Below are 25,983 nucleotides of genomic sequence, written 5' to 3'. Positions count from 1 at the left end.
GGCTTCGAGGTGAGGCGACGTCGCCCTACTTCGGCACGCTCGTGTCGATGCAGACGCCCATCTCGAGCAGCACGTAGAGGAGCGCCTTCTCTTGCGGCATCAGCGGAGCGAGCGGCTCGCCGGCCGTGTGGTACGTGCTGAAGAGGACGCGCCCACAGCCGCGCTCGAAGCTCACGGTGGCGGGGTGGGCCCCGTCACTCTTGTTCGCGCTCATCCAGACGCGCGTGGGAATCTTGGCCGGTTGACCGTTGGCGTCGGTCGCGTCGACCTCGTGCACGCTGTCGATGGTGGTCCAGCTCGCCTTGAGCGTGACCGATGAATGCCCGATGGCCGACAGCCAGCCCGATAGGCCCTCGTCGTTGACGGCGCCGGTGGCGTCGTAGGCGACCTTCTCACAAGCCGAGCCGACGTCCTTCGTCTCCCCACGAAACGAAACGGCCCCAGGCCACAGCTGGCGCACGAACTCGTAGGAGTAGTCCGTCACGTAGAGACGACCGCCGCCTTCGACGAAGCCGCGAAGGGCCTTTTGCACGAGCGGGTCCATGGCGCGCTTGTCGTCGCACGTGGTGCCGGAGCTGCCGGAGCAGGGCAAAAGGACGATCTCATAGGCCGCGAGGAGCGACTCGTCGGCCAAGAGACGCGCGCCGCTCCGCGGTCCCGTGGGCGACGGATCGTCGTAGACGTCGAAGGGGAGCGAGCTTGGGTCGGCCTCGCCCTTGACCAGCTTCCCGAGGCCCAGCTTCGCGAGCGTTCGCTCGATGGGATCCCACTCCCCCTTCACGACGGCCATCTTCGGGATGACGTCTCCTTTGGGCAGATCGGTCTTCGATGGAAGCGTGGCCAGCAGCGCGGGCACCTCTTGGTCGCCGGAGACGACATCGAGGGCGCGGGCGCGGCGGAAGGTTCCCTTTTGCACGACGAAGGTGAACGCGCCCTCGGTCGACGTCTTGAGCTCGAAGGTGCCGTCGGCGTTCGAGGTCGCGTGGGGAGTGTCCTTCGAGAGGGGAACGCACGTCTCGCAGCGAAGCCCCTCTTTCGGTGCCTCGGGCGCCGTTCGCATGAGCGCCACGAGAGCGCCGGCGACCGGCGTCTTGCCATCGGGCGCGAGCACGCGCCCCTTAAGCGTGGCGACGGCGCCCATGGCGGAGCTGATCCCGGGTGTCTCCACCACGACGGGGGCACCCCCGTCCACCGAGCTCGCGGCGGGGCGTTCACCACTGCCGCAGCCCTGCGCGCACGCAAGGCTCAAGAGCGAGGCCGCAAGCGAACGTGTGATGAACGATGTTTTCATGGTCGGCTACTTGATGGGCGGCGGCGCGGGCTTGTCGGCGTCGGGCTGCACGCAAGCCGAGAGATCGAAGAGCAAGAACTCGAGGGCGCGTTCTTGCGGCGTCATGTCAGAAGGATCGCAACCTCCCGGCAGCGTGAAGGCGCCGAGCCGCTCACGCGAATGGATGTCCGTGAACGCGACGCGCCCGCATTGCTGCGCTGCGGGCGCGCCGACGGGCACGTTGAAGCTGAAGTAACGCACCTGCTCGTCGCTCGCGTAGATCCATCGTTGCGCCACCTCGGGCGTGACCTTCGCCACGTTGCGCGCGGGGTTTTCGATGGCAATGCTGCCGGCCGTCTTCGACGCGCCGTTCTCCTTGAGCCAGGCCGCCATGGCAGCCCCCTTCGGGAACGAGGTGTCGACGAGATCGTCTTCCGTGCCGTAAGCCGACGCTGGCGGGTTCCAAGACGCCACGCCGCGCACGTCGGCTTCGGGGCTGCCCTTGATCCACGTGTAGTGGTAGTGCGTCGCGAAGACGCGACCGCCGGCCGCCACATAGTCGTAGAGCGCCTTCTTCGCCGCCGGGGTTTTGTCGGCCTCTGCCTCGTCCCCTTCGCACGCGAGGAGCACGGCGTCGTACTGCTTCAGCGTGTCGACGTCGCTCCAAAGTTCGCTAGCGCTCTTCGCCGTGCCGCCGGTGACGCCGCCGCCACCTTGTCCCTTGTAGACGTGCACGCTCGCCTTGCTTCCGGGAGGGCCAAACTCGGCGTCGTCCAAGCCGATGCGACGGAGCACGCACCCGAGCTCGTCGTAGCCGCCGGTCACGACGGCGATGCGGGGCAAGTCGCCCTCCCCCCTTGTGCGCGGCAGCGAGAGCGCTCCGTCGGCGAGCTTCGTGGTCTTGCACGGCTCTACGCGGGGAACGACGATCTTGCGACGGAACTTCCCGATCTGAGCGACCAGCGGCACACGCTCGCCGGCGGGTACGCCTTCGATGCGAAAGTGCCCGCGCTCGTCGGTGAGCGTGACAGCGACGGGCTTTCCCGTGAGCGGGGCCGCGCATCGATCGCAGCTCTGGACGCCTTCTGGAAAGGCATCGGGCTCCGCGTTGGGCACGTAGACTCGCACGTTGTAGACCGTCGCTTTGCCGGCCGGGTCGTAGACCTCGCCCTCGATGGCGGTCGTCGCGCCATCGGCGCAGGCAGGCTTCGCGCACTCGAGGCCTTCGCATGCAGCCGCCGACGCGTCGGCACCGAAGGCCGGCGCTTCGGCGCCACCATCGGGAGCGACAGCCGCGTCGGTGCGAGACTCGGCGCTGCACGCGAAACCGAGGAGCGGGAGAAAAGCGACGAGCCAACCGGTTCGCATGGGCCGGACCCTAGCGCGGGCCGAGCTGGGGGCACCTTACACGCCCCTTACAACGACGCGGGATCGGGCGTCGTTCCACTCCTGGTGCACGGTCACAGCGGTAGGCCCTCAGCCAGCGCGCGTTCGCTCCGACCATGAGCACCGGTAAACGTGCCCGTGCCCGCGGACCCTACGCGATGAGATCGCGATGAAGCGGCAGCTCGCTCGTCGTTAGGCACACGACGCGGCGCTCCGCGCGAAAGCCGGTGGCGGGGAGGACATTCGGCTGGTGTTTAACTCGAAAGACGAGCCGATCGCGCACCGTCACGCCCATGAGGCGAGCGCGAAGCTCGAAGCCGACGTTCACGTGCGCGCGCAGCGACGGCACGTTGTCCCAGTCGACGTCGGACCAGAGACGTGGCCGTTCGGGAATGGCGCGAATGACGTGCGCGAGGAGAGCGCCGAAGTAGCCACGACCGCGTCGTGAGGGAGCCACGAACACGTCGCGGACCCAGAGCGCGTCCTTGGGCAACGCGTAGCGCAGGGCGAGCTCGTCGAAGTAGCGCTCTTCCCCGGCGCCAAACCATCCGTAGCCGGCCGTGCCCGAGAGGTCCGAGAGCTCGAAGAAGCGGAAGCCGCGGCGGAGGCGAACGGCACTGCGCGCGTCGTTGGCCTGCCGCTCCGCTCGCGCGTAGACGCGCCCCACGGCCGCTGGGTTGTCGTGCTCGACGACCTGCGTGCCGGGATCGGGCCGCGGCACCCGAGAGCCTTGGCCCTCAAGAAGGACGAAGTCGTGGGCGACGACGCCGGGCCCCTCAAGCAGGTCACGCCCGCGGCGCAAGATGCGGGCGAGCTCCGGCGAGAAGCGCGACGTAAAAGGGTGGTTTGCGGACGGAGCGACTGCGGCAGGCGGGGAGGATCGCCGATTGTGGGACATCGAGGGCTGCCCCCTCCGTAGCATCGGGCGTGCCCTCAGCAGAAGCGTATTGGCTGTAACTTTACAGCCCAAATGGCCCCGGTCGGGCGGGTGACCGTGGATTCCGTAGGAGACGCCGCGAGGTAGGCGCGATCCAGGCCACTCCGACGATCGGACCGCGGAAGCTCGTCGGCATGTATGTTGGCTGCGTTGCAAGCGTTGCAAGCAAGCGCACTCCCTCGCTGCGGGGCCCGCGTCGCGGCCATCCTCGCCGCCGCTCTCTCGACGGCGCCCGGCACGGCGGCGGCTTGGTACTTTCCCGAGCACGCGGTCATCGCTCACGAAGGCCTCGCGGAGTTGCCGCCCGAGCTTCGCGCCATCGTACGCCGCGCCGTGGCGTCGGCCCGCAGCGAAGGCATGGCCCTTTGTGACTCCGTCGACGTGCCTTTCGATCGCGTCGCTCGCGACGTCCCCCTGACGACGAAGATGATCCGTGTAAGGCGCAGCGTCGACTGCGTGCCCTACGCGGCGCTCCCGGCGCTCGCCGGCGATCACGCCGACAGCACGCGGGAGCTCCGCGCCGTCCTGACAAGTTCGAAGGGCATCGAGATCACCTCGGCAGCCGCCTACGAGTGGGGACGTTTTCAGGAAGCCCTCGACCAACTGCCCAACACGTCGCTCGAGCGCATGTCGTTCGTGCACGCGCTCGACGTGGCGTTCTACTTCGTCGACCCGGGCTACGAGCTTCGCGCGCAGGCCACGCGAGCCCACTTCGTCGACGCCTCGCGCCGCTTCGAGGACGTCGTCCGCTCAGCCGGCGCGGCGAACCTCGACAACGCGCTCGAACAATTTCTCGCGCACCACATTCGCTCACTTGAGCTCGCGTCGCGAGGCCAGCCGACGGAGGCGCTGCTCGAGCACGCCTTCGCGCTCCACTTCTTCGAAGACGCGTTCGCTGCGGGTCACCTCATCGAGGCCGGCTGGAACATCGGCAACGAGCGGCAGCGGCGGCGCCACGATTTCTACAACGCGCGCGGCCTGCAGGTCGAACGGGCACTCAACCGCGAGCCTTGCGACGCAACGTCACTGGGCGAGCCCGAGCTCTTGGGCTTGCCCCCTTGCTGGCTCACCACCGGCGATGGGTACCTCGGCCTCTCACGGGACGCGTCTGATCGACTGCACGCGTCGCGCGCGATGTCGAAGGCGCAGTTTCAGCTGGCGCTCGCGTTGGAGCCCGAGACCGTCAAGGCGTTCGTGGCGACGCTGGGCGAACGAGAGCAGCTCGGCCTCGGTCAGCTGATCGAACCGACGCCGTGGTGGACCGTGGCTCACGAGTCGCGCGGCAAGCTAAGGGCGAGCGCCGCGCGAACGGTACGGCTCGTCGCCGCCGCCGCCGACGCGACCGTGCTGCTGCGCTCGACGCAGCCGACGCCGGTCGTCGAGGTGGGCAAGAAGGCCCCCTCGCCCTTCTTCGACAAGAGCGTCCTCGTCGGCGCCATTGACGCGTGCGGCGAGCCGCCCCCGTCGGCCGCGCCGGCACCGCACGCACCGGTGGACGGGAACGACGACGTTGCGACGTGCGGCCCAGGGCGTACGCTCCGTACCGGTACCGTGGGCACGAGCCTCCTCCGGCCCTTGCTCGCCGAGTGGCCGAAGCCCACGGCGAACGCGGCCACGCTGCAGGGTGAGTCGAAAGAAGATCTCGGGTGGGCTGTGCAACTGCTGGCCAACACCAACGCACGCGTCATCGTTCCGTCGGGCGCGCCGGTGGAGTTCTTCGCGCCCTCCATCGGCGTCGCGGCGGGCCTCTCGTACCGCTGGGGCACGTACCTCCCGGGCCGACTCAACCGCGCCGTCGTCGAGCTGAACGCAGGCATCTCCGACTCGCTCCACTACGACAGCGCCCTCCAAGCGGGCGGCAACCCGCACGTCACGATGCTCGATCAGGAGCTTCGATGGCCCATCGTCTACGAGCTTCTCACCTCCTACAAGTTGCCCCTCGATCTGGCGCGCGGTCACGGCGCCGGCCACGTCGTCTTGCTTAGCGGCATACGCACGCACGAGCTCTTGCTGAAGACGCCCGTTTTTTGGGGCTTCGAGATCGAGGCTCTTAGCGTCGCGCTCTCGCGCGGCCGCGGCGCCTATCCGCTCTACGCGGCGTCACCGGAGGTCCGCATCTACGTGGGCATGGCCGATCCCCAGGCGGCGCAACCGTCGCTCTCGAGCAAGTGGGCCCCGACCATCGGTATCGCCTTGAGCGGCGGCTACGCGACGTTTCTGTAACGCAACTTCGCCATCGCACCGCTCTCACTCATCGCCACGGGCACGGGTTTCGAGGGCATTCACCGGTGGCGCTTCTAGCGCTGGCCTCCGCGCCACAGTCGTGTCGACGCCATGCGTCTGGGACGCGCCGACCAGGGGTGCATAACGTCGTGGGCCGCGCTGCCCCACGAGCGCGCCGAGTTGATTCATCGACTGCCACCGAGGTGCGCCCTTCGCGGCACGTGGCGTGCTTTGCGCGGCCGCCATGAACATCCGCTTCTTTCTCCTCTCGCGTGTCGTCCCCATGGCCCTCGCGGCGCTCCCGAGCGTCGGCTGCTCCTCCGAGGCTCAAAACGACGCGCTCGAGGATCTCTCATCACCGCTCATGGGCGCTCCCGAAGACACCTCTCACGCGTTCGCCGTGGGCGTTTGCCAAGGCGCGCTCAACACGGATCCCGCCAAAGGGCCCGTTGGAACCTGTCGCTCGGGCACGGCGAAGTGCTCCGGAACGCTCATCGCGCCGAACCTCGTGCTCACGGCGCGCCACTGCGTAGCCGGCGCCGACTATGGCCCGAACGCCGCCACGAATCCCTGCGACGCCACCTTCAACACGAACGTGCTGGCACCGGGAGGCACGCGCATCACCACGAGCCCGTCGGTCTACGTAGGGACACCCAAGTGGTATGACGTCGCGGAAGTTCTCGTGCCCTCCGCGGCGAGCTACTGCGCAGCCGACGTCGCGCTCTTGGTGTTGCAGTCCAACGTCCCCCACCGCGAGGCGCGACCGGCAGAAGTCGATGTCGCGCGCGATCTCGCACGACGGCCCGTGTCGGAGGTTGCCATCGTCGGCCGCGGCGGAATCGACCAAACCTTCGAGCTTGACGCCAACGGCGACTGGACCGGCAACACGACCGTCGACCGCGGCGACTTGCTGCGCCGCTTGGCCGAGCACGTGCCGTTCCTTTGTGCGTCGAACGGGCCGAGCTTGTGCACCGTCGTGGACCACGAAGTCCCGACGACGCACGTCTACCAGTTGCCGGTTGAACAGTTCCTCGTCGGCGGGCCGGCAGGCGTGTCGGGAGACTCGAACGCCAAAATGTTCGATCAGCGAACCTTCACAAAGCCCCACAGACCGACCGTCCTCGGCGTCGCCTCGTGGAACTTCATCGGGCCCGACGGCAAACCCTCGCCGAACTCTGGTGTGCAACGCCTCGACGTGCATCAGGCTTTCCTGCGCGAAGGCGCAGAAAAAGCGGCCAAGTCGGGCCATTACGAACTCCCTGAGTGGGCCGAGCACTGCGGCCGCGGCGACCGCCGGGTCTTCGGTGGGCACCGCTGAAGGATCGCGGAGCGCGTGCGGCGAACTGGAGTTCGCCGCACGCCGTCCGCAGGGGCTCAGTGGCTCGCGGCCCGCCCCTGCGGCTTGGCCTTCCAGATGCGCAGCGCGAGCACGAAGCCAATGAGCGCGGGCAGGATGAGCACGAGCGGCCAGTTGCTCCAGTTGGCGAGGATCTTCTCGGAGACCTTGTCCTGCGGGAGCACCTTGCCGAGGAGCACGGCCTGCAGGCCCGTGCCCAAGTAGACGAATCCGTCGATGATGCCGACGGCCACGCCGGCGTTCTTCTTGCCGCCGAAGTCCGCGCTGGCGGTGCCCGAGAGCATGCCGTGAACGCCGATGATGCTCATCGACATGAAGACCACGAGCCAGCCGAGCATCGAGCTGCCCAAGAGCGGCACCATGAGGAGGCTGCCGACGAACATGAAGCCGTAGAGCACCGCCGAAACGGGACCGCGGCGCGACTGGAAGAGATGGTCCGAGATGGTGCCCGCGAAGACGCCGCCCAAGATCCCTGCGACGCAGAGCATGAGGCCCCAGTTCTGCGTCACGAAGGTCGTGCCGGCTCCGGTACGCGCCGCGAAGATCGGGTAGTACTGCATGAGCGCGTTGCGCAAATATCCGCTGCAGAACTCGATGAACGTGATCGTCAGGATGATCGGGTTTCGGAGCATCCGCTTGCCCACCTCGATGGACGATAGGCGCGGGCCGTTGTCGCCGCTGGACGCGTCGCCGGTGTCGAAGTCTTCGAGGCCCGCGCCCGCCGGCGAGTCCCGCACGATCAAGGTGTCCGCCACGCCGAACGCGACGAGGATGATGGCCGGCACAAAGAAGATCCACGCCGGGGGGAGGACCTTCACGAGGGCGCTGTTCCAGTCGAACGCGAAGTAGACGCCGAGCGAGATCAGGATGCCGAAGATGCCCCCGAAGGTGCCGCGCTCGCGCACGTGAAACCACGCCGCGTTGACCTTCACGATGGAGGCAGCTCCGAAGCTCTGAAAGTACATGTTGGTGGCGTAGAGGAGCGTCAACGCCGTGAGCAGCGACCCCGGCGAGAGCCCCATGCCGAGCACCACGCCGATACCGACGTTGGCCGCCGCCGAACCAAAGGCCGACACGATGATCGTGGCGCGGCCGCCGAAGCGGTCGGTCAAGGGGCCGTTGAGGAGGAACGAGACCCCGTAGACGACCGTGCCGACGGCGAAGACCTTGCTGAAGTCCGCCGTCGGTAGGACGCCGGCCTTCGACGCCACCGTCAGGTTGTAGCGCCCCATGTAGAGGAACGCGTAGGTCAGGCCGACCACGAGCCAGTTGAGGCGGCGCCGCCCGAGCAGCGCCGGAGTGTGCTCGATCTCGACCTTGGGCAGCCGCCTCACGACGACGACGATGACCAAGAGGAGCAGACCAATGGCGAGGATGTTGTTCGCCCAGCTCGGCATGGGGCGAACCTTCGCACGACCCGCCGAAGAGTGAAATCACTCCCTGCGCCTGAGCCAGCCCGTGCGGATGACAAGAGGCAAGACTCAGCGCCCGCGATTTTCCGGTCGGCCGATCGCGGGTCACCGTCGTGGTTGCCAGGATGCTTCCCTTGTTGCGACGATTCGTGCCGATGCGCCATTCCGACCTCCTCGCCCAGATCCCCCTCTTCGAGGGGCTGACCGACGAGGACCGTGAGGCGCTCGCGAAGCGCATGACCGAGCGCTCCTTCGCGAAGGCCGCGACGGTCTTCGGCAAAGGCGACAAGGGCTCGTCGATGTACATCGTCCTCTCGGGGGCGGTGCAGATCTTCTTGCCGGGCGATGGCGACGACGCGCCACCGGTCATCTTGAAGGACCTTCGCACCGGCGAATATTTCGGCGAGCTCTCGCTCTTCGACGACAAGCCGCGCTCCGCCAGCGTCATGGCGCTCGTCGATACGGTGCTCCTTGAGCTCACGCGCGACGAGCTCGGCGAGCACCTCGGCCGCTCTCGCACGGCCGCGTTGGCCATCCTGAGCGACATGGCAGAGCGCCTCCGCGAGACCAACGCGCTCTTGAGTCAGCGGGCCGCCAAAGACGTCGTCAAAGAGATCGAAGGCAACCTCACCTGGGGCCAAAGGCTCGCCGACAAAGTCGCGGCCCTCAACGGTAGCTGGGCGTTCATCCTCTTCTTGGTGTTCCTGACGGGCAGCTGGGCCCTCATGAATCAGGGGCTTTTGGGCTCGCCCTTCGACGCCTACCCGTTCCAGTTCTACAACCTCTTCCTGGCGGTGCTGGTAGCGCTCCAGGGGCCGCTCATCGTCATGAGTCAGAATCGGCAGACCCTAAAAGATCGGGCGCAGGCCGAGACCGACTTTCGCGTGAATCTCAAGAACGAGGTCAACATCGAGAACATCATCCGCGAGCTCGGCGCCTTCCGCGCGGAGACCAACAAGCGCCTCGAGGTCATCGAGCGCGCGCAACGCAACGACCGGGTCCGCGCGGAAATCGCCCCAAAGGTGCCCGGCGGCCCGCACCACGGTCAGTGAATTCGTAACGACGCCGCAGGCTGCGTCGACAACTCGCTAACGGAGCCGACCGATCCCTCGCGAAATTGCGAGCAACGAACGGAAGGGCTCCCTTGGCACGCAGCGTGCGTTAGTCAATCCAACGAGAGAGCGCGCTGCCGTACGGCGCGCCCTACGTTCGCTGTGCACCGACGCGAGGCCCTCGCGCCCGTGCGCAACGGTACGCGCTCGCCCTTCGGGGTGGCGCTTAGAAAATCCACGGAGGAGCGGCGATGAAACTGCGATCGACCCGAACGGGAATCGTGTGCCTATCGATCTTGGCGAGTGTGGCCACCATGGCGGCGGGCTGCGCCGAAGAGCGTGATCCCATCAACCGCGTTCAGACGGGCGCGTTGGCCAAGAGCTTCTTTGTCGGCGCCGATCTCAAGAACCCCACCGACGATCCGCAGTTCCGCATGAAGGCGTTCAACGTGGGCGCCACCGTGGGGCAGTCGCAATACACCATCGGCGAGTACAGCGCCCTCGACCGCGTGCGCTGGGAGATCACGGAGAACCTCCTCATCGCTCGCAAGGCCTACGAGATCGCGCCCGGCGCCGACAACCGCGGCACAAACGCGACGGGGCCCGAAGCGCGCCCCGTGGGCGACAAGAACCTGACGGCAGCCCCCACAGGCGCCATCGTGGCGGCGTACCGGATCCTCGGGCACTTCGACATCAAGCGCGCGTACAACGCCACGACGGGCGAAGAGCTCAACGTCGTCGAGGAGAACCAGAGCGACCGACCGTATTACGAGCGCGAGTTCATGCGCGTCGACTGGTCCACGAACATCGTCGATGGGCCCAACGATCCGACGCGATTCTTCAGCGAACACCTCGGCGGCCCGGCGACCCCCGTCGCCTACGCGGTCACCGACCCGACGGCCGACGACGCACCGCACGTGGAAGCCGACAAGGGCTACCTCGACGTGACCAACAAGTTCACCGTGGCCCAAGAGATGGTGAAGTTCCCGTGGGGCGAAATCCCAAAGTGCCAGCTCGTGGCCTTCATGACGGGCTCGTCGAGCTACGACTGCAACGCGCAGGAGGCGGTGGTGCGCATGTCCTTCGCGCGCATCGATCCGCAAGAGGACTTCGAGTCCTTCGAGGATTCGCTCGCATGGCGCGACGTGGTGGGCAACATGGGCGGCGACGGTGACGCCGCGCAGCTCTCCTTCGGCTCGGCGCCGCGGCAAGGCTACGACCCGCAATACGGCTACACCGACCCGCTCACCAAGCGCTTCAAGAACATCCACAACCTGTGGGAAAAGAGCCATCAAGCGGCGAAGTGCGCGAGCGACGCCGACGCCGACAAGAACGGCACCGCCGACGCCTGCGAGAACGCCGTGACGGGCCACAAGGGCCACGGCGGCTCTCGCTGCGACGTTCACACGAACACCTGCACGATCCCCGTTCGCGATCGCGCTGTCCGCACCGTCGGCTATTGGCTCAACCGCGAGGCGCCCGAGTCCTTCCAAGACGAGGTCGACGCGAAAGGCAACCGGACCAAGCGCGGGACCTTGGAGGATCTCACCCACTCGTGGAACCAACTCCTCGAGGTCTCGGTAGCCTACCGCCGTGAGGTCGAGTGCCGCGCCACCGGCGACGGCGACCGCGCGACCTGCCACGGCCAGTTCTTCGAAGACGGCGGCCCCGAGAGCAAGGTCATGGTGTCCTACGGTGGCTGGCTCATCGACAAGGTGAAGCCGCAGGCCGTGGACGCCGGCCGCGACGTCTTGAGCGCATGCCACAACCCGGTGCGCGTCTACGATCCGAAGGACCTCTGCGGCGAACCTGGCACCTTCGCTCGCCTCGGCGATCAGCGGAAGAACTTCCTCGTCTATTGGCCCTTCGACTCGCGCGCTCCCTACGGCGGCGTCGCCGGCGTCACGCCCGATCCCTTGACCGGTGAGATCCGCGGCGCGTCGGCCACCATCATGGGCCGTTCCGCCAGCTACGCGGCGGCGCAGCAGCGCGACATCATTCAGCTCGCGCTCGGAGACCTCAACATGGAGGACCTCGTGAAAGGCGTGCCCGCGGAACGGTACGTCGAGGCAGTGCGCTCCGGCGGCCTCGCGGCTCCGGGCCTCGTCCGGGGGCTCGGAAAGGAGGAGATCGCGCATCGGCTCTCGGCCGTCGACCACAAGCGCCTGCAAACGGTCACGGGCACGGCGCCGTCGACGGAGACGGGCCTCGAACACGCGGTGTCCGAGCTCAAGCGCGCGGCCCAAACGGGGCCCGACCTTGGGAAGACCATGGCGCTCTTGACCCAGGTCGACGCGCTCTCGCAAAAGCTCAAGAGCTCGCCCTACGAGGCCAACATGCTCGGGGGACGTTGGCTCACGGCGTCGCTCGGCGCGAGCCCCAGCGCAAACCTCACCGACGAGCTCGTCGCCGCCGCGTCGCCCCTTCGCGGCATGGATCCGGCCCGCGTCGACGCGATGCGCGCGACCTGGCAGGCGAGCCACGGCGAACGCGGCGCGTGTTTCCACGAGGGCATGGCATCGGGCCCCGGGAGCGTCTACCTCGCCTCGCTCGCGGGCTACTTCAAGAACAAGTACGGCAGCCTCGACGCAAAGGAGCGCGGTGAGCGGATCTACGACGACCTGTTGCGAGAGGCGATCAAGGGGATCGGTCTCCATGAGCTCGGGCACTCGCTCGGCCTGCGGCACAACTTCGCGTCGTCCTGGGACGCGCCCAACTACAACCCCCAATATTGGCAGCTACGCACCGCGGAGGGCTCGGCCACGGCGCTCTGCGACGCCCCGCGCGGCGGCGACAAGGACACCTGCATGGGTCCGCGCTACTCCGATCCGTTGACCATCGACGAGCAAGGCGTCGGCGCCGAGTCGCGCCCGAGCATCGACTACTTCGCGAACACTTCGACGATGGAGTACCAGATCGAGCGCTTCGGCGAGACCGTGGGCCTCGGCACCTACGATCTTCACGCGATGAAGACGCTCTACGGCCGCGTCCTCGAGGCCTTCGACGATCGCGTCGTACGCCCCGCCGACCAAAAGGCCTTCGCCGCCAAGACCATGACGCAGCTCTCCGATCGGGACTTCGTCATTCAGCCCAAGGAGGGCAAGTTTACTGCGCACTACACGCAAACCGGTCGCGCCATGAACGTCTTCGACAAGGCTCGCGACTGCCGCCCGGCGACGGACGAGGAGAAGGCGCAGGGCACCTGGCGCGTCGTCCACGGTCAGGTGTGCGCGCCGGCGCCCAAGGATCACTACGCCTTCGCCGACTACAAGAGCGACATCATTCCGTCGGTCGGCGCCGAGGGCGTCAAGTGGCATACGTTTGACGGCCAGGGACGCGAGCACGTGCGCTGGCCCTACCGCTACGGCGAGCAGTACGGCGCCGGCGGCTACATGCACACGTCGATGGGCGACGCCGGCGCCGACATCTACGAGCTCGTGCAGAACCTCTCGCGACGCTTCGAGCTCACCTATCCATGGACCTACTTCCGCCGGCAGAACCGCGAGTACTCGACGCTCTCGATCCCCCAGGCGATCTCGTCGCAGTACTTTATGAAGGCCCGCGCCTACCACTGGCAAGTGTCGTCCACGTTGGCGCGCGCCCAAGTGCTCCAACTGAACGACGATGACACGTACAAGCCCGCGGTGATGGCCCAACCGGACCTCTTGGCGTTCCTGGCGGGAGCGGTCTTGAAGCCCGAGCCCGGCGGCTACGCCGACGCCGACGAGCGGCGCACCGGCAAGATGCGCATCTTCGACGTGGCCCCCGAGGGTCAAGCGGCCTCGCTCACCCTCGGCATCGACTCGGCGCGCTACATCGGCGAAGAGTTCGACAACTTCAAGGGCGGCTCGTGGGACTACCAGAAGTACGTGAGCCGGGCCGGCTTCGAGGTGGAGAAGGCCCTCGCCATGATGCAGATCGTCGACCCGCGACCGACCTTGTTCTCCGTATCCCGTGAGAACTTCTTGGACGAGCGGAACGTGTTCATCAGCTTCCGCTCCGACCTGCCCGACGGCGTCGACCGCATCGTCGGCGGCGTCCTCGCGGAAGACTGGGAGGCGGTGGCACCGGCCGTCTTGGACCCGAAGGCGCCGAGCGTCACGCCCGTCGACTTCACCCGCAAGGTCGACCGCGCCCCGAGCGATCGGGTCATCTTCCCGAACATCGGCTACAAGCAGCAGCTGCAGATGGCGATCTTTGCCGCCCTCTTCTCGCGCCTCGGCTCCGACATGACCATGGTCGAGAAGATGCGCGTCTGGGTCGACGGCGACCGCGCTCCCACGATCCCCGGCGCCCGCGTCATCAAGTTCGCCGACCCGCGGACCGGCTTCGCGTACATGGCCAACCGTTTCGGCGACGAGCCCGTCGGCACGAGGCTCATCGACAAGGGCATCGGTTCGCGGATGCTCGCGCGCGCCAACGACCTCGTGGCTCAGGCCTACGACGTCAAGCGTGACGCGGCCGGCGAGCCCTTGCTCGACGCGACCGGGAAGCCCGAGCTCAAGCTTGACGGAGCGGGAGCGCCGGTCGTCCTAAAGCCAACCGCGGAACTGGAGCTTCGCAAGTACGTGGGCCTCCTCGACGCGGTTCGCCAGATCGGTCGCGCCCTCGGCGACGGTCCGCTCGGCGGCGGTCAGGAGAACTGAGGAAGGGGCTCACCGGTCCGCATTTTCTCCACGCTGGGGCCAAACCGCGCTACGTCATGCCGGCTGCCCGTCGGGGAAGCCGGTGCAACACCGGCGCGGAGCCGCCACTGTAACCAGGACCTGTTCGTATTCAGGCCGGGGAGCCAGGACTACCGACGGCAGTGAGGCTCACACGACGTGGGCTTCTCTCCAAAAGCCGCGCGTCGCTCGCGGCAGGAGCGCTGTCGGTGGTCCTTTCTCCGTTTCCTCTCGCGCGAATCTTCGGGCCTACGCTGGCCATCCTGACGACGGCCTGCGGCGCGTCCACCCAAGCCGAGCCGCCCGACGGTGGCTCCTTTGCGCTGGCGCCTCCCGATGCGGGCTCCATGGAGGGACCTGCCCCCGGCTCGCGGCCCGTGGACGCGGGCTACGCCTTCGACGGGGGCGGCCTCTCCGCCGACCGGTTCGTGACCCGCGTCGTTTCGTTCACGAGCGGGCCTTGCGCCGGCTTCGGACAAGCATCGATGCCCGACGTCGTCTACGGTCCGCCCTTCGGAGCGGGCGATGGGCAAGGCGGCTTCGACGTGGTGTCGCTTGGCGTCGGCGGCGAGCTCGTGGTCGCTTTCGACAACGCCATCGTGGATGGTCCCGGCGATGACTTCGTGGTCTTCGAGAACAGCTTCTTCGCGGCGAGCGATCCAAGAAGGCCGGCGGCCGATCTGGCCGAGATCAGTGTGAGCGAGGACGGCGTCACCTGGGCCACGTTTCCCTGCGTCGCTCGCGCCTACCCGTTCGGCGCTTGCGCCGGTTGGCATCCCGTCTACTCGTCACCGCAGAGCGGCCTATCGCCGCTCGACGAACGCGCTGGCGGCGACCGCTACGATCTGGCCGCCGTCGGACTCGCACGCGCACGCTACGTTCGAATCCACGACGTCGGCGAAGACGCGTGCCCCAGCAAGGGGATCCAAAACCTCGGCTTCGACCTCGACGCCATCGTCAGCCTGCACGCCGAACGCCCGTAAGAGTCTCCTCGGCGAGACGCCACGTTCGGTTACCCGTGCGGCGACAATGTGGATCACGCCGTCGTCGTCGGCCTCGCCGGCTGCGCTGCGAAGGCCGCGTCTCTGCATTTGTGAGGGATGCCGAACGGCCCTCTCGCTGGCCCGCTTCCTGCTCGAAGGGTGTCGAGATGCACAAGCCCATCGTGACCCTCCTCGGCCCGGCCCTCGCCCTCCTCGCGCTCGCCTGCTCCTCGGCCGACGCGCCGCCCGCGGCGACGCCCGCGCCGAGCGCAACGACGACGCTCGCACCGGTCGCGCCCGTGGCCCCGGTTACGCCGGCCGTGACCCCGGCGCCGACGCCCGTCGATCCCATGCTTGGCGGCGATCCCAGCGGCGGGGCCCTCGGTTCCGACGGCGGCGTCATCAGCGCGCCTGGCGCCTGCGTCGTGTCAACGCCCAACCCGACGTGCAACACCTGCGTTCAGCAGTTCTGCTGCGCGCAGGTCATCGCGTGTGACAGCGACCCGGCGTGCGTCGGCGCCGACAACTGCGTCACGGCGTGCTCGCAGCAATACGGCGCGTATCCGGCCTACAAGCAGCAGTGCGAAGCGCAATGCAGCCAGCAGTTCGCTGCCGGCGCGCAGAAACTCAGCGCCGTTTACCAATGCGCCACGGCAAGCTGCGGCGCGCAGTGCAACTGAAGCGCCGCCCGAGGAGCATCGCCACGACCAGAAGGAGCGCGCCCGGCGCCTTGCCGCCGTGCGCAGGCCCCACGCGACACCCGTCTTCGTCGGCCGGATAGCCAGGCTGGGAGCGACCTTCGAGCCACGGCTCGCGACCGGCAGCGGCGAAGGCGCTACGGGTCAGCGAGGCGAACGCCCCCATTTGCGTGTAGTACGCATACACACGCGGCGCGCGCGCCGATTCGACGCACAAGTCCCAAGGAGCCGTCGCCGACGCGTCGAGGTTCGTCACGCGCGTCGCGATGCCGATGAGCGCGCCCGTCGCGTCCGAGATGGCGGGGCCGCCGCTGTCCCCTTGGCAGAACGACTCACCCACAAGGAAGTCGCGCGGCGCAACGGGCGGCTCGCGATCGGCACCTTCGAAGGGCCCGACCTGGCGGATCGCAACGGCCGACCGCTCCTGCCTCGCCGACGGCTCGGCCGCGGTCTTGGTGACGCCGTAGCCCACCGCCGTGAAGCGCTCCCCAACGCTGACCGGCCCCTCCATGCGGATTGGAACGACGCGCGCAGCGGGCACGTCGCGCTCAAGGACGATGAACGCGAGGTCGTGGCCGCAGAGGGAGTTCGCGCCATCGTGATGGATGGACTTTCCCTTCGCCGCGGAAGGCGTCGACGGCAGGGGCCGCGCCGCGCCCGCGTAGACCTCGAAGCGCTCGGCGCTTCGATCGACGCCCACGGCGCTGCCGCTCGCCTGCCGGCCGTCGGCCTCGCAGGCCACGTTGTAGTCGTCGATGGCCGACACGCAGTGACGCGCCGTCACGACGAGGTTCGGCGCGACGAGCGCCGCGCTGCACGTGTAGGCAAACTCGCCGCTGGGTGCGCGATAGACGAGGAGTACGGCGGCATCGCGATCGACGGGCGAAGGCGCCCCCCCGACGACCGCTGGCCGGAGCGTTTGAGCGGCCGTGGGCCGCGCCACCGCCAATGCGAACGCCAGCGCCGCGCATGAACCAAGCAGGCCTAGCCACGGGCCAAAGCGCATGACCGAGTGTGCCATTTTGGCGCGCACAAACCCACCTCTTGCAGCGCCACGCGACGTGTTGCACCGTTTGCCGCGCGCGCGCCGCACGGGAGCGCATTCCACAACGTGAATGCGCTCCGCGAGACTGCCCTAGTAGAAGAGGCCTTTCGTCATGCTCGACATCCAGTTCATTCGCCAGAACGAGGGCGCGGTCCGCGCCGCCATCCAGAACAAGCGGCTCGACCTCGACCTCGATCTCCTTCTCGCCACCGATCGCGAACGTCGCGAGACGTTGACGAAGATCGAAGCGGCGCGCGCCAAGAAGAACCAGGTCGCGCAGTCGATTCCGAAGGCCTCCAAGGAAGAACGCCCGAAGCTCATCGAAGAGGGAAAAGCAGTCAAAACGGAGATCGAGACCCTCGAGCCCGCCCTCGCCGCCGTGGAGGCGCGCTTCGAGGATCTGATGTTGCGCGTGCCGAGCATTCCCCGGCCTGAGGTCCCCGTGGGCAAGGGCGAGGAAGACAACGTCGAGGTCCGCCGCTGGGGCACGCCGCGGAACTTCGACTTCGAGCCGAAGGACCACGTCGATCTCCTGCAGTCCCTGGGCATGGTGGCGTGGGATGGGCCGCGCCGCTTCGCTGGCGCGCGCTCGTACGCGCTCATGGGCGCCGGCGCGATGCTGGAGCTTGCCATCACGCGCTTCACGATGGACCTGCTCCAAAATCGCGGACTCAACCCGGTCGTCGTGCCCGTGATCGTCAAAGAGCGCGCGCTCGTCGGCACGGGGTTCTTCCCGCTCGGCCGCGAGGAGGCCTACTCGATCCCCGCCGATGACCTCTTCCTCGTGGGCACCAGCGAGGTGGCCCTCGTGTCGATGCACACCGACGAGATCCTCGAGGAGTCACAGCTCCCCATTCGCTACGCAGGCATCAGCCCGTGTTTCCGTCGCGAGGCCGGCGCCCACGGCAAGGACACGCGGGGCCTCTACCGGGTCCACCAGTTCACCAAGGTCGAGCAGGTGGTCTTCTGCGTCCCCGATGAGGCCGTCGCGGAGAAGGAGCACTACGCCATCCTGGCGAACGCCGAGGCGATGCTCCAGGCGCTCGAGATCCCCTATCGCGTGGCCATCGCGTGCACCGGCGAGATCGGGCTCGGGCAGACGCGCAAGCACGAGGTCGAGTCATGGATGCCAGGTCGCAAGGCCTACGCCGAGACCCATTCGTGCTCCACGCTCGGCGACTTTCAGACGCGACGCTCGAACATCCGCCTTCGTCGCACCGACGGCTCGCTCGTCTTTCCCTACACGCTCAACAACACGGCCGTCGCGAGCCCGCGAATTCTCATTCCGTTGCTCGAGAACCACCAGAACGCTGACGGCTCGGTCACGTTGCCTAAGGCCCTCTTGCCCTACATGAACGGCGTCGAGGTCTTGCGTCCCAAGGGCTGAGCAAGCTCAGCGGGCGAGGCGGCCACGCGCGGCCGTCGTTGCGCGCTCGGCTACGGCCCGGACCTCGAGCTCGAAGAGGGCGTCCTCGAAACGACGAACGGTGGCCGCGAAGCCGACGGGAGCCGCGTCGCGCACGAGCTGTTTCGCTTCCTCACGGCCCAAGACGTCTCGAAAGTCCACGTTCTCTTGGAACGGTCAGGCATCGAAAACCTTGAGGCGCGCCCCGAGCGTCGAGCGTCACGCGCTTGACGGGGTCAGAAGCCGCCGGCGAGCGCCGCTCCGCAGGCGGGCCCAACGCACCCCGCGCGGAGCGCCATAGGCGCGGCTTTCGTCCGCGGCAAGAGGAGCCAAACCGTGGCGAGCGTGGCGCCAGCGCCCGCAACGAGGAACGCCACCGTCGACACGACGGCTGCGCTCCTGGCGTCCTCCTGTTTGGCAAGCCCGGCGCCCGAACAGCCTGCGGCGTCACACTCGAGGTCTCGCTCGTTCTTGAGCGAGATGGCGCGAAGGCCGAAGACCGCGCCAACGGTTGCGCCGCCAACGAAGAGGGTCGCGCCCGCCACGAACGGGAGTTCTTTCAGCGGCGACTGGCCAACCGGCGCCAACGGGCTCGCGGTCGACGCGTTGTTCGGGGGGGGCGACGAGGTCTCGCGCGGCGAGTCGGCGGCTCCCGGCTGCTTCGCCGGAAGCGACGGGATACGAAGCGCGGAGCGGCCACCCTCGCGGGGAATGAGCAGCGACGACGAGACGGTCAAATGGCCCAACGCGCGCGCCTCGAACTTGCGCTCGCCGGGGTCGACGGGAATGGGCGACGACCACGCCACCCGCGGAAGGGCGCGACCGTCGACGAAGAGCTCGACGCCGGCCGGCACGGCATCCGGCGCCTCGACGACGACGTAGTGAAGCCGAGACTCGAGCGCCGCGGCGCGCGTGCGGGCCGTATCCTCGAGGGCCTTCGGATCACGAACCTTTAGAACGCGCGTCAAGCGGGCCGCTTCCAAGAACTCCGCCCACGCCGACGCGGTCCGTCCCTCAAGCTCGTGACACGCGGCCAGGTTCAGCATGGTGCTCACCTTGGGGTCGAGGCGATGACTCGAGTCGAGCTTCGTGCACGCCTCCGCGATTTGACCGTCCTCCAAGAGCGCGCGGCCCTCACGAAACAGCGTCTCCGCGAGGGCCGAATCTTCCGAGGCAACGGCGGCAGGCTGCGCCCGCACCGGCCCGGTCGTCAAAAGACAGCCGGCGAGCACGGAGACCGCGACGAGCCCGTATTGGCAGCGGCGCCCCACGAGCCACAGGCTACGCGCATTTTGTCGAGCGCGCGCCCTCGCTCGCTACTCACGCTCGCGGGGGATGCCTTCGAGGCCTGGCCTGGTGGTCGACATCGATGGTGCGGGCGTGGGCAACCGCGGGTTCACGGAAACGCTGGCGCGCGGGGGGCGAATCGACGGACGACGTCCGAACGCGTCGACAAGGCTCGGGACCTCCGAGCGCCCCCCAACCACGCTCGCGCTCGCGCTCGCGCTCGCGGTCGCGGTCGTGGTCGTGGTCGCGGTCGCGGTCGCGGCGGAGGTCGCAGCCGCAGTCGCGACGTCGTCCGTCGCTGACGGTGACAACCTCGGCGCCGCCGACGGAACCGCGCCCGTCGGCTCTTGGGCGCGACCACCGAGCGTACTCACGGCGAAGGCGAGCAGCAGACCGCCCACGGCTGCACTGACGACGAGAGCCACGAGCCTCCGACCCTGCCGCGTCGGGGCCGGAAGCGCCGGTGCATCGACGACCTCGGTCACGCGCGGAGCGACCGCAGCCGCGTCTGGTGTTGGCGCGACGGGCGGCTCGGACGAGAGGCGATCGGCACCCTCGACCCTTTCAATGCGGCGTCGCAAGGCCGTGAGTTCATCGCCGACGTGCTCGCGCAGGAACGCCGCGACAGCGCCGGGCCCCGCAGTCCCAAGCGCCGCTCCGAAGGCCTCGCTCATCTCGGCGGCCGTTCGGAAGCGGGCCTCGGGCTCCTTGGCGAGCGCCTTAGCGACGACGGCGTCCACCGCTTCTGAGACGTCCCGGAACTCGCTCACGCGCATCGGCGACTCGTAGAGGACGCGCGTCAACACCGCCGCGGCGTCGTCGTCGGGGTGCATGCGGCGCCCCGTCAGCATTTCCCAGGCGAGCACGCCAGCGGCGAAGAGATCGGCGCCGGCGGTGACCGGCTTTCGCCGCGCTTGCTCCGGCGCCATGTACGCGAAGTTGCCCTTCAGCCGGCCATCGTCGGTCGTTTGGAGCCGGCCCCGAGCCTTGGCGATGCCGAAGTCGACGATGCGCACGATTCCGTCTTTGCCGAGGAGGACGTTTTGGGGAGAAACGTCGCGATGAACGAGGTCCAAGGGAGCGCCGCTCTCGTCGGTGGCTGCGTGCGCCGCGCCAAGGCCCGCGAGCACGCCGCGCAAGATTCCGCATGCGAGGTCGAGCGGCATCGGAACGCCGCGCTCGCGGAGCCTCGTCATCAGGGCTCCGAGAGAGACACCTTCGACAAATTCCAGAACCAAGAGCAGCTCGGTGCCGGTGTCCACGACGTCGAGCACGGGAACGACGCTGCGGTGCCGGATGCGACTCGCGAGGTGTGCCTCGTCGCGCAACATCGCGACGAAACTCTTCTCCTGGGCGAGGTGAGGATGGAGGCGCTTGAGGGCGACGGTCCGCCGAAACCCGGCGTCGCCAACCACGCGTCCGAGGTAGACCGTCGCCATGCCGCCCGACGCGATCCGATCGAAGAGCTCGTAGCGCCCAATGCGCAGCAAGACCGACTCGCGGAGCGGCTCCGGCGCGTCGTCGTTGTCCGGGGGCGAAGCTTCAGCGGATGCCATGCTTGCGGATCAGCTCCGCGAGGTACTTGCGATCCATCTTCGCGGCGCGCGCGGCGGCGGAGACGTTGCCACGGTGAAGATCGTGGATCCAGCGAACGAAGGCCGCTTCGAAGGAGCTCTCGATGCGGGCGCGGGCGTCGCGGTAGCTGACGCCGACTTCGAATTCGAGGAGGCCTCCTTCGTGACGAGCTCGCGTGGCCTTGAGGTAAAAGCCCTTGATGTCGGTTTCGCCACTGGCCCGTGCGAGCGCAACGGTGCGCTCCAAGACGTTTCTGAGCTCGCGAACGTTGCCGGGCCAGTCGTAGCCCTTGAGCTCGCGCGTCGCATCGGCGCTGACGCGCATGGGGGCGCCGTCGCTCGCCTTCGGCAAAAGGAGCTGCACGAGCAGCGGAAGGTCATCGAGGCGAGCACGGAGCGGCGGCACGGGAACCGTCACCACGGCGAGCCGGAAGTACAGGTCCTCACGGAAGCGACCGGCGCTGCTCTCTTCTCGCAGATCCTTCGACGTGGCAGCGATGACGCGCACGTTGAGCGGGACGGCTGTGGAACTGCCGGTGCGGCGGAGCGTGCCCGTGTCGAGCGCTTGTGCCAGGGCCGCTTGGATCGAGAGGGGCAACTCGTCGACGTCATCCAAGAGAATCGTGCCGCCGAAGGCTCGCTCGAGGGCACCGGGTGCGCCTCCATCCTGCCCAAAGAGCTCGGCCTCCGGGGACGCGGCAACTTGAAGCGCGCCGCAGTCGACGACCTCAAAGGGCCCCGCCTTGCGAGGACTGCGCTCATGAACGGAGCGTGCCAGCGAGCCCTTGCCGGTTCCCGTCTCGCCGGTGAGCAGCACCGGAACGGTCGCCCCCGAAGCGCGCTCGAGGATGCCGAAGATGCGTCGCATCGCGAGACTTCCGCCGCGCGTGAACCCGAAGGTGTCCTCGCTGCTCGGGGGGACGACGGCTCCCTTGGCTTCCACCGTCACCATGAGCGCAACGTCGCCGGCCGTGATGCGCATGCCGGGCTCGAGCACGGCCTCCTTGACGGCGATGTCGGAGACGCGCACGCCGTTGGTGCTCGCTGCGTCCTTGAGCAAGAGTCCCTGCGCTGTGCGCTCGACGCTGAAGTGGGTGCGCGAAACGGTCGCGTCGGGGAGCACGAGGTCATTGTCCGGACCATTGCCCACGCGAATGGCTTCGCCCGGTTCGCCTGGCAAAGGAATCGAGCGGCCCTTCGCGCCGCCTGAGAGGACCAACAGAGCGGCGCCGTCGGGCGTGACCCAGGTCTCGTTGCGCGTGACTGCCGCCGTTTGTCGGTCGCTCATGAGTGGGGCGATTGTACCGACATTCGCGGTGCGATCGAGTTGTCGGTGGGCCGCGTGCGCGGCTGCAACGAGGAACGCGCTCGGGCCCGAGTCGCGAGCCCACTTGCCCCCGCCTCGCTTCTTCGTTGACCGATGAGGGTGCGCTTCGCTAGCTTCCTTGTTCGCTCTTCATGGCGAGGTAGCCAAGTGGTTAGGCAGCGGATTGCAAATCCGTTATACGTGGGTTCGAATCCCATCCTCGCCTCCGCGGCGCGGCCGAGCGCGCCCCCCGCCTCGCCTCCGCGGCGCCGAATAGGCGCCGCTCGGCGAGCATGCGCTGAGTCCGTGCCCATCGCGACGCCACCGCGCCGGTGGCGTCTCGGAGCGCCCGGGGGCGAATCCCATCCTCGCCTCCGCGGCGCCGAATAGGCGCCGCTCGGCGAGCATGCGCTGAGCCCGCCATCGCGCGCCCCGCTGGCGCTGGCGTGGCGCGCCCACCGCCCCTGCGCCGACGCGCTGATCGGTGGCGGCGCTGCCACCGTCGGCGGACGCGCGTCGTTTACCATCTTGCCATGCTGAGCCGTTGTCTTGTCGCTGCCGTGGTTGCCGCTGGGCTGCTCGCCTGCAAGGCCTCGGAGCCGCCGCAGTCGCCCCCCTCCGCTGCGGCGACCGACCCGGGAGCCCGATGTGGCCTCCGACTTTTCGCGAACCCGGGCTGCCAGAGCGCTCTCGACGAGGTGTGCTGCCCGCTCCGCCGCGCGCGTCCCGCGTCCGGGCGGCCCCCCCCGCGGTGGGCGCGTGTCCTTCCCCCCGTCGGGCCCCCCCCCTCGTTGGGTCCGCGAACGAAGGGCGAGCCCGAAACCGACTGCGCGACGGACCCCGGCTGCGCACGATTGTCGCAGTGCATCCTCGCGTGCGCGCGAGGCGGTGAAAACTGTTCGAACGGGTGCGCAGTGCGCTTGCAGCATGACTACTGCGCGGCTGCGTGCCAGGGCCAAGGAGGCGACTGCACGACCGTCTGCATGACGCGGCGCGAGCCGCCACCGCCCTACACGAAGTACGCGCTCGTCGCGAGTTGCAGCAAGGGCGTCCGGTACCCGGCCGACGTGCGCTGCGGCCGCTGAGCGTGAGCAGAGGTGCCGAGAGGACCTCGACCCAACCGCCCGCGTCTCGGTTGGCTACGAACCAGACGGGTCTCACCCAAGGTTCCCACGCCGGAAAGCCCTGATACCTTGACGCGATGGAAACCGACGGCACCCATCGCCAGCGTCGGCCTGGCATCCCCGTTCGCACGCTCCGCGCCGTCGTCACCGAAGGCCCCGACGCGGGCCTTAGCTTCGTCGCGCCGGAGGACGTCCTCACGGTGGGCACCGCCGAAGGCAACGGCCTCAGGCTAACCGATCGCACCGTTTCACGGTTTCACCTCGAGTTGAGGCGCCTCAACGAGGGCATCCTCACGACGGACCTGGGCTCGACCAACGGCACGCGCGTCGCCGCGGCCACGCTCGACGGCGCCCGCGTTGTCGTGGACCCCGGCGCCACCATCCGCATTGGCAGCACGACGCTCCGCGTCGAGGACGGCGACGAGGTCGTCGTTCGCACCTTCGAGATCGACTCGATAGGCGGTCTCCTGGGCCGCTCAGCGGTGATGCAGCGACTCTTCGCGAGCATCAGCCAACTTGGCTCGACGAACGCGCCGGTGCTCATCGTCGGCGAATCGGGCACCGGCAAAGAGCTCATCGCGCGGGCCATTCACGAGATCGCTTCGCAAGACGCCCCGATGGCGACCGTCGACTGCGCCGCCACCGTACCGGCGCTCTTCGCGAGTGAACTCTTCGGTCACGAACGCGGTGCGTTCACTGGTGCAGAACAGCGGCGCGAGGGCGCCTTCTCTCTCGCCAACCACGGGACCATTTTTCTCGATGAGATCGGTGAGCTGTCGCCGGAGATTCAGTCGCTGCTCTTGGGCGTCCTCGAACGGCGTCGCTTCCGTCGCGTAGGCGGAAGCGATGACGTGACGGTCGACGTCCGCGTCATCAGCGCCACGCATCGCGATCTTCGCGCTGACGTGAACGCGGCGCGGTTCCGCCTCGATCTCTTCTTCCGCCTCGCCGTGGTGACGCTGCGCGTTCCCGCGCTGCGGGAGCGGCGCGAAGACATTCCCTTGCTTGTGGAGCACTTCCTTCGCGAGGCGGCCTTCGAGGGGCCCGTCGAGGCCGTGTTTCCAGAAGAGGCCATGCGGCGCCTCATCGCCTACCACTGGCCCGGCAACGTGAGGGAGCTGCGCAACGTGGTCGAGGCCGCCATCGTCCTCGGCGCCCCCCGCGACCTTGGAAACCTCTCCTCGACGGAGAGCTTCGGCGGCGCGGAGACGTTCGCCGCCGTGAGGCCCCTCGGCTACCGCGCGGCGCGCAAGGTCGTCGTCGACGCCTTTGAACGCGACTACCTCCAGGCGTTGCTCGAGCGCTCCGGCGGCAGCGTGCGTCAAGCGGCTCGCGTCGCCCAGATGGATCGCTCGTACCTCACCGAGCTCCTGCAGCGCCACCAGATCGGCGAGCGGCAAAAGGAGTCCTAGCCGGCAAGCGCGGGCGCGAGAGACGCTCGCTAGGAGTTGACCGCGAGCGGCGACGAAGCCCACAATCCGTGCAGATTGCATGCGGCATACGCCGTCAGGCTCCCGACGCCGCGGGGCAACACGAAGGTGATCACGGGTGGCTCGGCATCGGTAGGTCGGAGCTCGATCAGCCCCAGGACCTCACCGGAGTCGGCCTTCACGTAGATCGTCGTCGTGAAGTGGTAGGGCTCGTCGACGGGCGCAAGCGGCGCGAGAAGGTTCTGGGGAGGCGGCGGGGCCGGAGCCTCGGCGTCGTCGCCTTCGAGCCCAGACTCCGCGGCGAGCGCCACATCGACGGCCGCGTCTTCGAGCTCCGGGTTCGGCGACCACACATCGCCCGCGTCGTCGCTGCCCGGGACCGTGGCGGCGTCTGATGTACCTGAGACGCCGCGCGGTCCGTTGCTCATGATGTGACTGACCATGACGGTGACGCGCTCAGGCATCACTGTGTCGCGCACAACAGTTGGCACGTGACTCCGCTCGCGTCCCGCCCAAGGGCCCGGAGCCTCTTCGGTAAAGACGCCGAAGGCCTCGAGCTGCACCGCGCGCGCTTGCCAACTCGGGTTCGGCTCCCACGTCGCTTGAACCACCGCCGTGGACTGCGTCGACGACGCCGGCACGTATTCGTCGTCGTCGATGGGAACGGGTACGAGGAGGCGCCCCGTAGGCACCCAGGAAGTGCCTTGCTCGATGCAGCCACCGAGGAGCCAGCTGACGCCGGCGCCGGCGGACACGCCGAGGAGAGCGAGAAAGGACCTCCGTTGCATGGCGTCGTCACCCAAGCAGGGCGCATGCCATCGCAAGAGCGC

19 protein-coding genes, 1 tRNA gene and 1 riboswitch are annotated in these 25,983 nt (G+C 68.2%); of the genes, 10 read left to right on the top strand and 10 right to left on the bottom strand.

Annotation, left to right across the window (positions count from 1 at the left end):
• Window positions 1-25: 25 nt before the first annotated feature.
• From IPG50_24170 to IPG50_24160, 3 genes are all read right to left on the bottom strand, one after another.
• On the bottom strand, window positions 26-1,291 hold the full coding sequence (locus IPG50_24170; protein MBK6695279.1) for a hypothetical protein: 1,266 nt from the start codon (window positions 1,289-1,291) through the stop codon (window positions 26-28).
• Between the two features lie 6 nt (window positions 1,292-1,297).
• Window positions 1,298-2,638: a carboxypeptidase regulatory-like domain-containing protein gene (locus tag IPG50_24165; GenBank protein ID MBK6695278.1), complete on the bottom strand. Its 1,341-nt coding sequence runs from the start codon at window positions 2,636-2,638 to the stop codon at window positions 1,298-1,300.
• 169 nt (window positions 2,639-2,807) lie between these two features.
• The gene (locus IPG50_24160) at window positions 2,808-3,458 is read right to left on the bottom strand and encodes a GNAT family N-acetyltransferase (GenBank protein MBK6695277.1); all 651 of its coding nucleotides are present in this window, start codon (window positions 3,456-3,458) and stop codon (window positions 2,808-2,810) included.
• A gap of 294 nt (window positions 3,459-3,752) precedes the next feature.
• Between IPG50_24160 and IPG50_24155 the strand changes: the two genes are divergently transcribed.
• Together IPG50_24155 and IPG50_24150 are read left to right on the top strand one after the other, a co-directional pair.
• Window positions 3,753-5,816, top strand: a complete 2,064-nt coding sequence (locus tag IPG50_24155; GenBank protein MBK6695276.1) for a hypothetical protein — start codon at window positions 3,753-3,755, stop codon at window positions 5,814-5,816.
• Window positions 5,817-6,060: 244 nt separating this feature from the next.
• Window positions 6,061-7,134: a trypsin-like peptidase domain-containing protein gene (locus IPG50_24150; protein ID MBK6695275.1), complete on the top strand. Its 1,074-nt coding sequence runs from the start codon at window positions 6,061-6,063 to the stop codon at window positions 7,132-7,134.
• Between the two features lie 56 nt (window positions 7,135-7,190).
• On the opposite strand, the gene IPG50_24145 is transcribed toward IPG50_24150, so the two are convergent.
• Window positions 7,191-8,570, bottom strand: a complete 1,380-nt coding sequence (locus tag IPG50_24145; protein MBK6695274.1) for an MFS transporter — start codon at window positions 8,568-8,570, stop codon at window positions 7,191-7,193.
• 149 nt (window positions 8,571-8,719) lie between these two features.
• On the opposite strand from IPG50_24145, the gene IPG50_24140 reads away from it, so the two are divergent.
• From IPG50_24140 to IPG50_24125, 4 genes are all read left to right on the top strand, one after another.
• Entirely contained in the window at window positions 8,720-9,637 is a 918-nt protein-coding gene (locus IPG50_24140; protein ID MBK6695273.1) for a DUF1003 domain-containing protein, read from the top strand.
• Window positions 9,638-9,888: 251 nt separating this feature from the next.
• The gene (locus IPG50_24135; protein MBK6695272.1) at window positions 9,889-14,283 is read left to right on the top strand and encodes a zinc-dependent metalloprotease; all 4,395 of its coding nucleotides are present in this window, start codon (window positions 9,889-9,891) and stop codon (window positions 14,281-14,283) included.
• A gap of 43 nt (window positions 14,284-14,326) precedes the next feature.
• A riboswitch (cobalamin riboswitch) is annotated at window positions 14,327-14,458 on the top strand.
• 82 nt (window positions 14,459-14,540) lie between these two features.
• Window positions 14,541-15,284, top strand: a complete 744-nt coding sequence (locus IPG50_24130; GenBank protein MBK6695271.1) for a hypothetical protein — start codon at window positions 14,541-14,543, stop codon at window positions 15,282-15,284.
• A 167-nt stretch (window positions 15,285-15,451) separates the two neighbouring features.
• Window positions 15,452-15,964: a hypothetical protein gene (locus tag IPG50_24125; GenBank protein MBK6695270.1), complete on the top strand. Its 513-nt coding sequence runs from the start codon at window positions 15,452-15,454 to the stop codon at window positions 15,962-15,964.
• On the opposite strand, the gene IPG50_24120 is transcribed toward IPG50_24125, so the two are convergent.
• Window positions 15,912-16,988, bottom strand: coding sequence for a S1 family peptidase (locus tag IPG50_24120; GenBank protein MBK6695269.1), 1,077 nt, complete (start codon window positions 16,986-16,988; stop codon window positions 15,912-15,914). The genes IPG50_24125 and IPG50_24120 overlap by 53 nt on opposite strands.
• A gap of 151 nt (window positions 16,989-17,139) precedes the next feature.
• On the opposite strand from IPG50_24120, the gene serS reads away from it, so the two are divergent.
• Window positions 17,140-18,414 carry a serine--tRNA ligase gene (gene serS / locus IPG50_24115; GenBank protein ID MBK6695268.1) on the top strand — a complete coding sequence of 425 codons (1,275 nt, stop codon included), beginning with the start codon at window positions 17,140-17,142 and terminating at the stop codon, window positions 18,412-18,414.
• 6 nt (window positions 18,415-18,420) lie between these two features.
• Here serS and IPG50_24110 read toward each other — a convergent pair whose 3' ends face one another.
• The 4 genes from IPG50_24110 to IPG50_24095 form a co-directional block, all read right to left on the bottom strand.
• Window positions 18,421-18,594 (bottom strand): hypothetical protein, encoded by a 174-nt coding sequence (locus IPG50_24110; protein MBK6695267.1) that lies wholly within the window; start codon window positions 18,592-18,594, stop codon window positions 18,421-18,423.
• Between the two features lie 74 nt (window positions 18,595-18,668).
• On the bottom strand, window positions 18,669-19,703 hold the full coding sequence (locus IPG50_24105; GenBank protein MBK6695266.1) for a hypothetical protein: 1,035 nt from the start codon (window positions 19,701-19,703) through the stop codon (window positions 18,669-18,671).
• Between the two features lie 45 nt (window positions 19,704-19,748).
• Window positions 19,749-21,275, bottom strand: a complete 1,527-nt coding sequence (locus IPG50_24100) for a serine/threonine protein kinase (protein ID MBK6695265.1) — start codon at window positions 21,273-21,275, stop codon at window positions 19,749-19,751.
• Window positions 21,262-22,581, bottom strand: a complete 1,320-nt coding sequence (locus IPG50_24095; protein ID MBK6695264.1) for a sigma 54-dependent Fis family transcriptional regulator — start codon at window positions 22,579-22,581, stop codon at window positions 21,262-21,264. The genes IPG50_24100 and IPG50_24095 overlap by 14 nt, the downstream gene beginning before the upstream one ends.
• 172 nt (window positions 22,582-22,753) lie before the next feature.
• On the opposite strand from IPG50_24095, the gene IPG50_24090 reads away from it, so the two are divergent.
• From IPG50_24090 to IPG50_24080, 3 genes are all read left to right on the top strand, one after another.
• Window positions 22,754-22,825 (top strand) — tRNA-Cys (locus tag IPG50_24090).
• A 688-nt stretch (window positions 22,826-23,513) separates the two neighbouring features.
• The gene (locus tag IPG50_24085; GenBank protein MBK6695263.1) at window positions 23,514-23,684 is read left to right on the top strand and encodes a hypothetical protein; all 171 of its coding nucleotides are present in this window, start codon (window positions 23,514-23,516) and stop codon (window positions 23,682-23,684) included.
• A 116-nt stretch (window positions 23,685-23,800) separates the two neighbouring features.
• The gene (locus tag IPG50_24080) at window positions 23,801-25,135 is read left to right on the top strand and encodes a sigma 54-dependent Fis family transcriptional regulator (protein ID MBK6695262.1); all 1,335 of its coding nucleotides are present in this window, start codon (window positions 23,801-23,803) and stop codon (window positions 25,133-25,135) included.
• Window positions 25,136-25,164: 29 nt separating this feature from the next.
• Here IPG50_24080 and IPG50_24075 read toward each other — a convergent pair whose 3' ends face one another.
• Complete coding sequence (locus tag IPG50_24075) at window positions 25,165-25,941, bottom strand: hypothetical protein (protein ID MBK6695261.1); 777 nt, start codon at window positions 25,939-25,941, stop codon at window positions 25,165-25,167.
• Window positions 25,942-25,983 lie beyond the last annotated feature (42 nt).

The sequence above is a fragment of the Myxococcales bacterium genome (assembly GCA_016703425.1).
In the GTDB taxonomy this organism is placed as follows: Bacteria; Myxococcota_A; Polyangia; order Polyangiales; family Polyangiaceae; genus JADJCA01.
The sequence above is the reverse complement of the archived record's forward strand: the minus strand, read 5'-3'. Positions and strand labels throughout refer to the sequence as shown.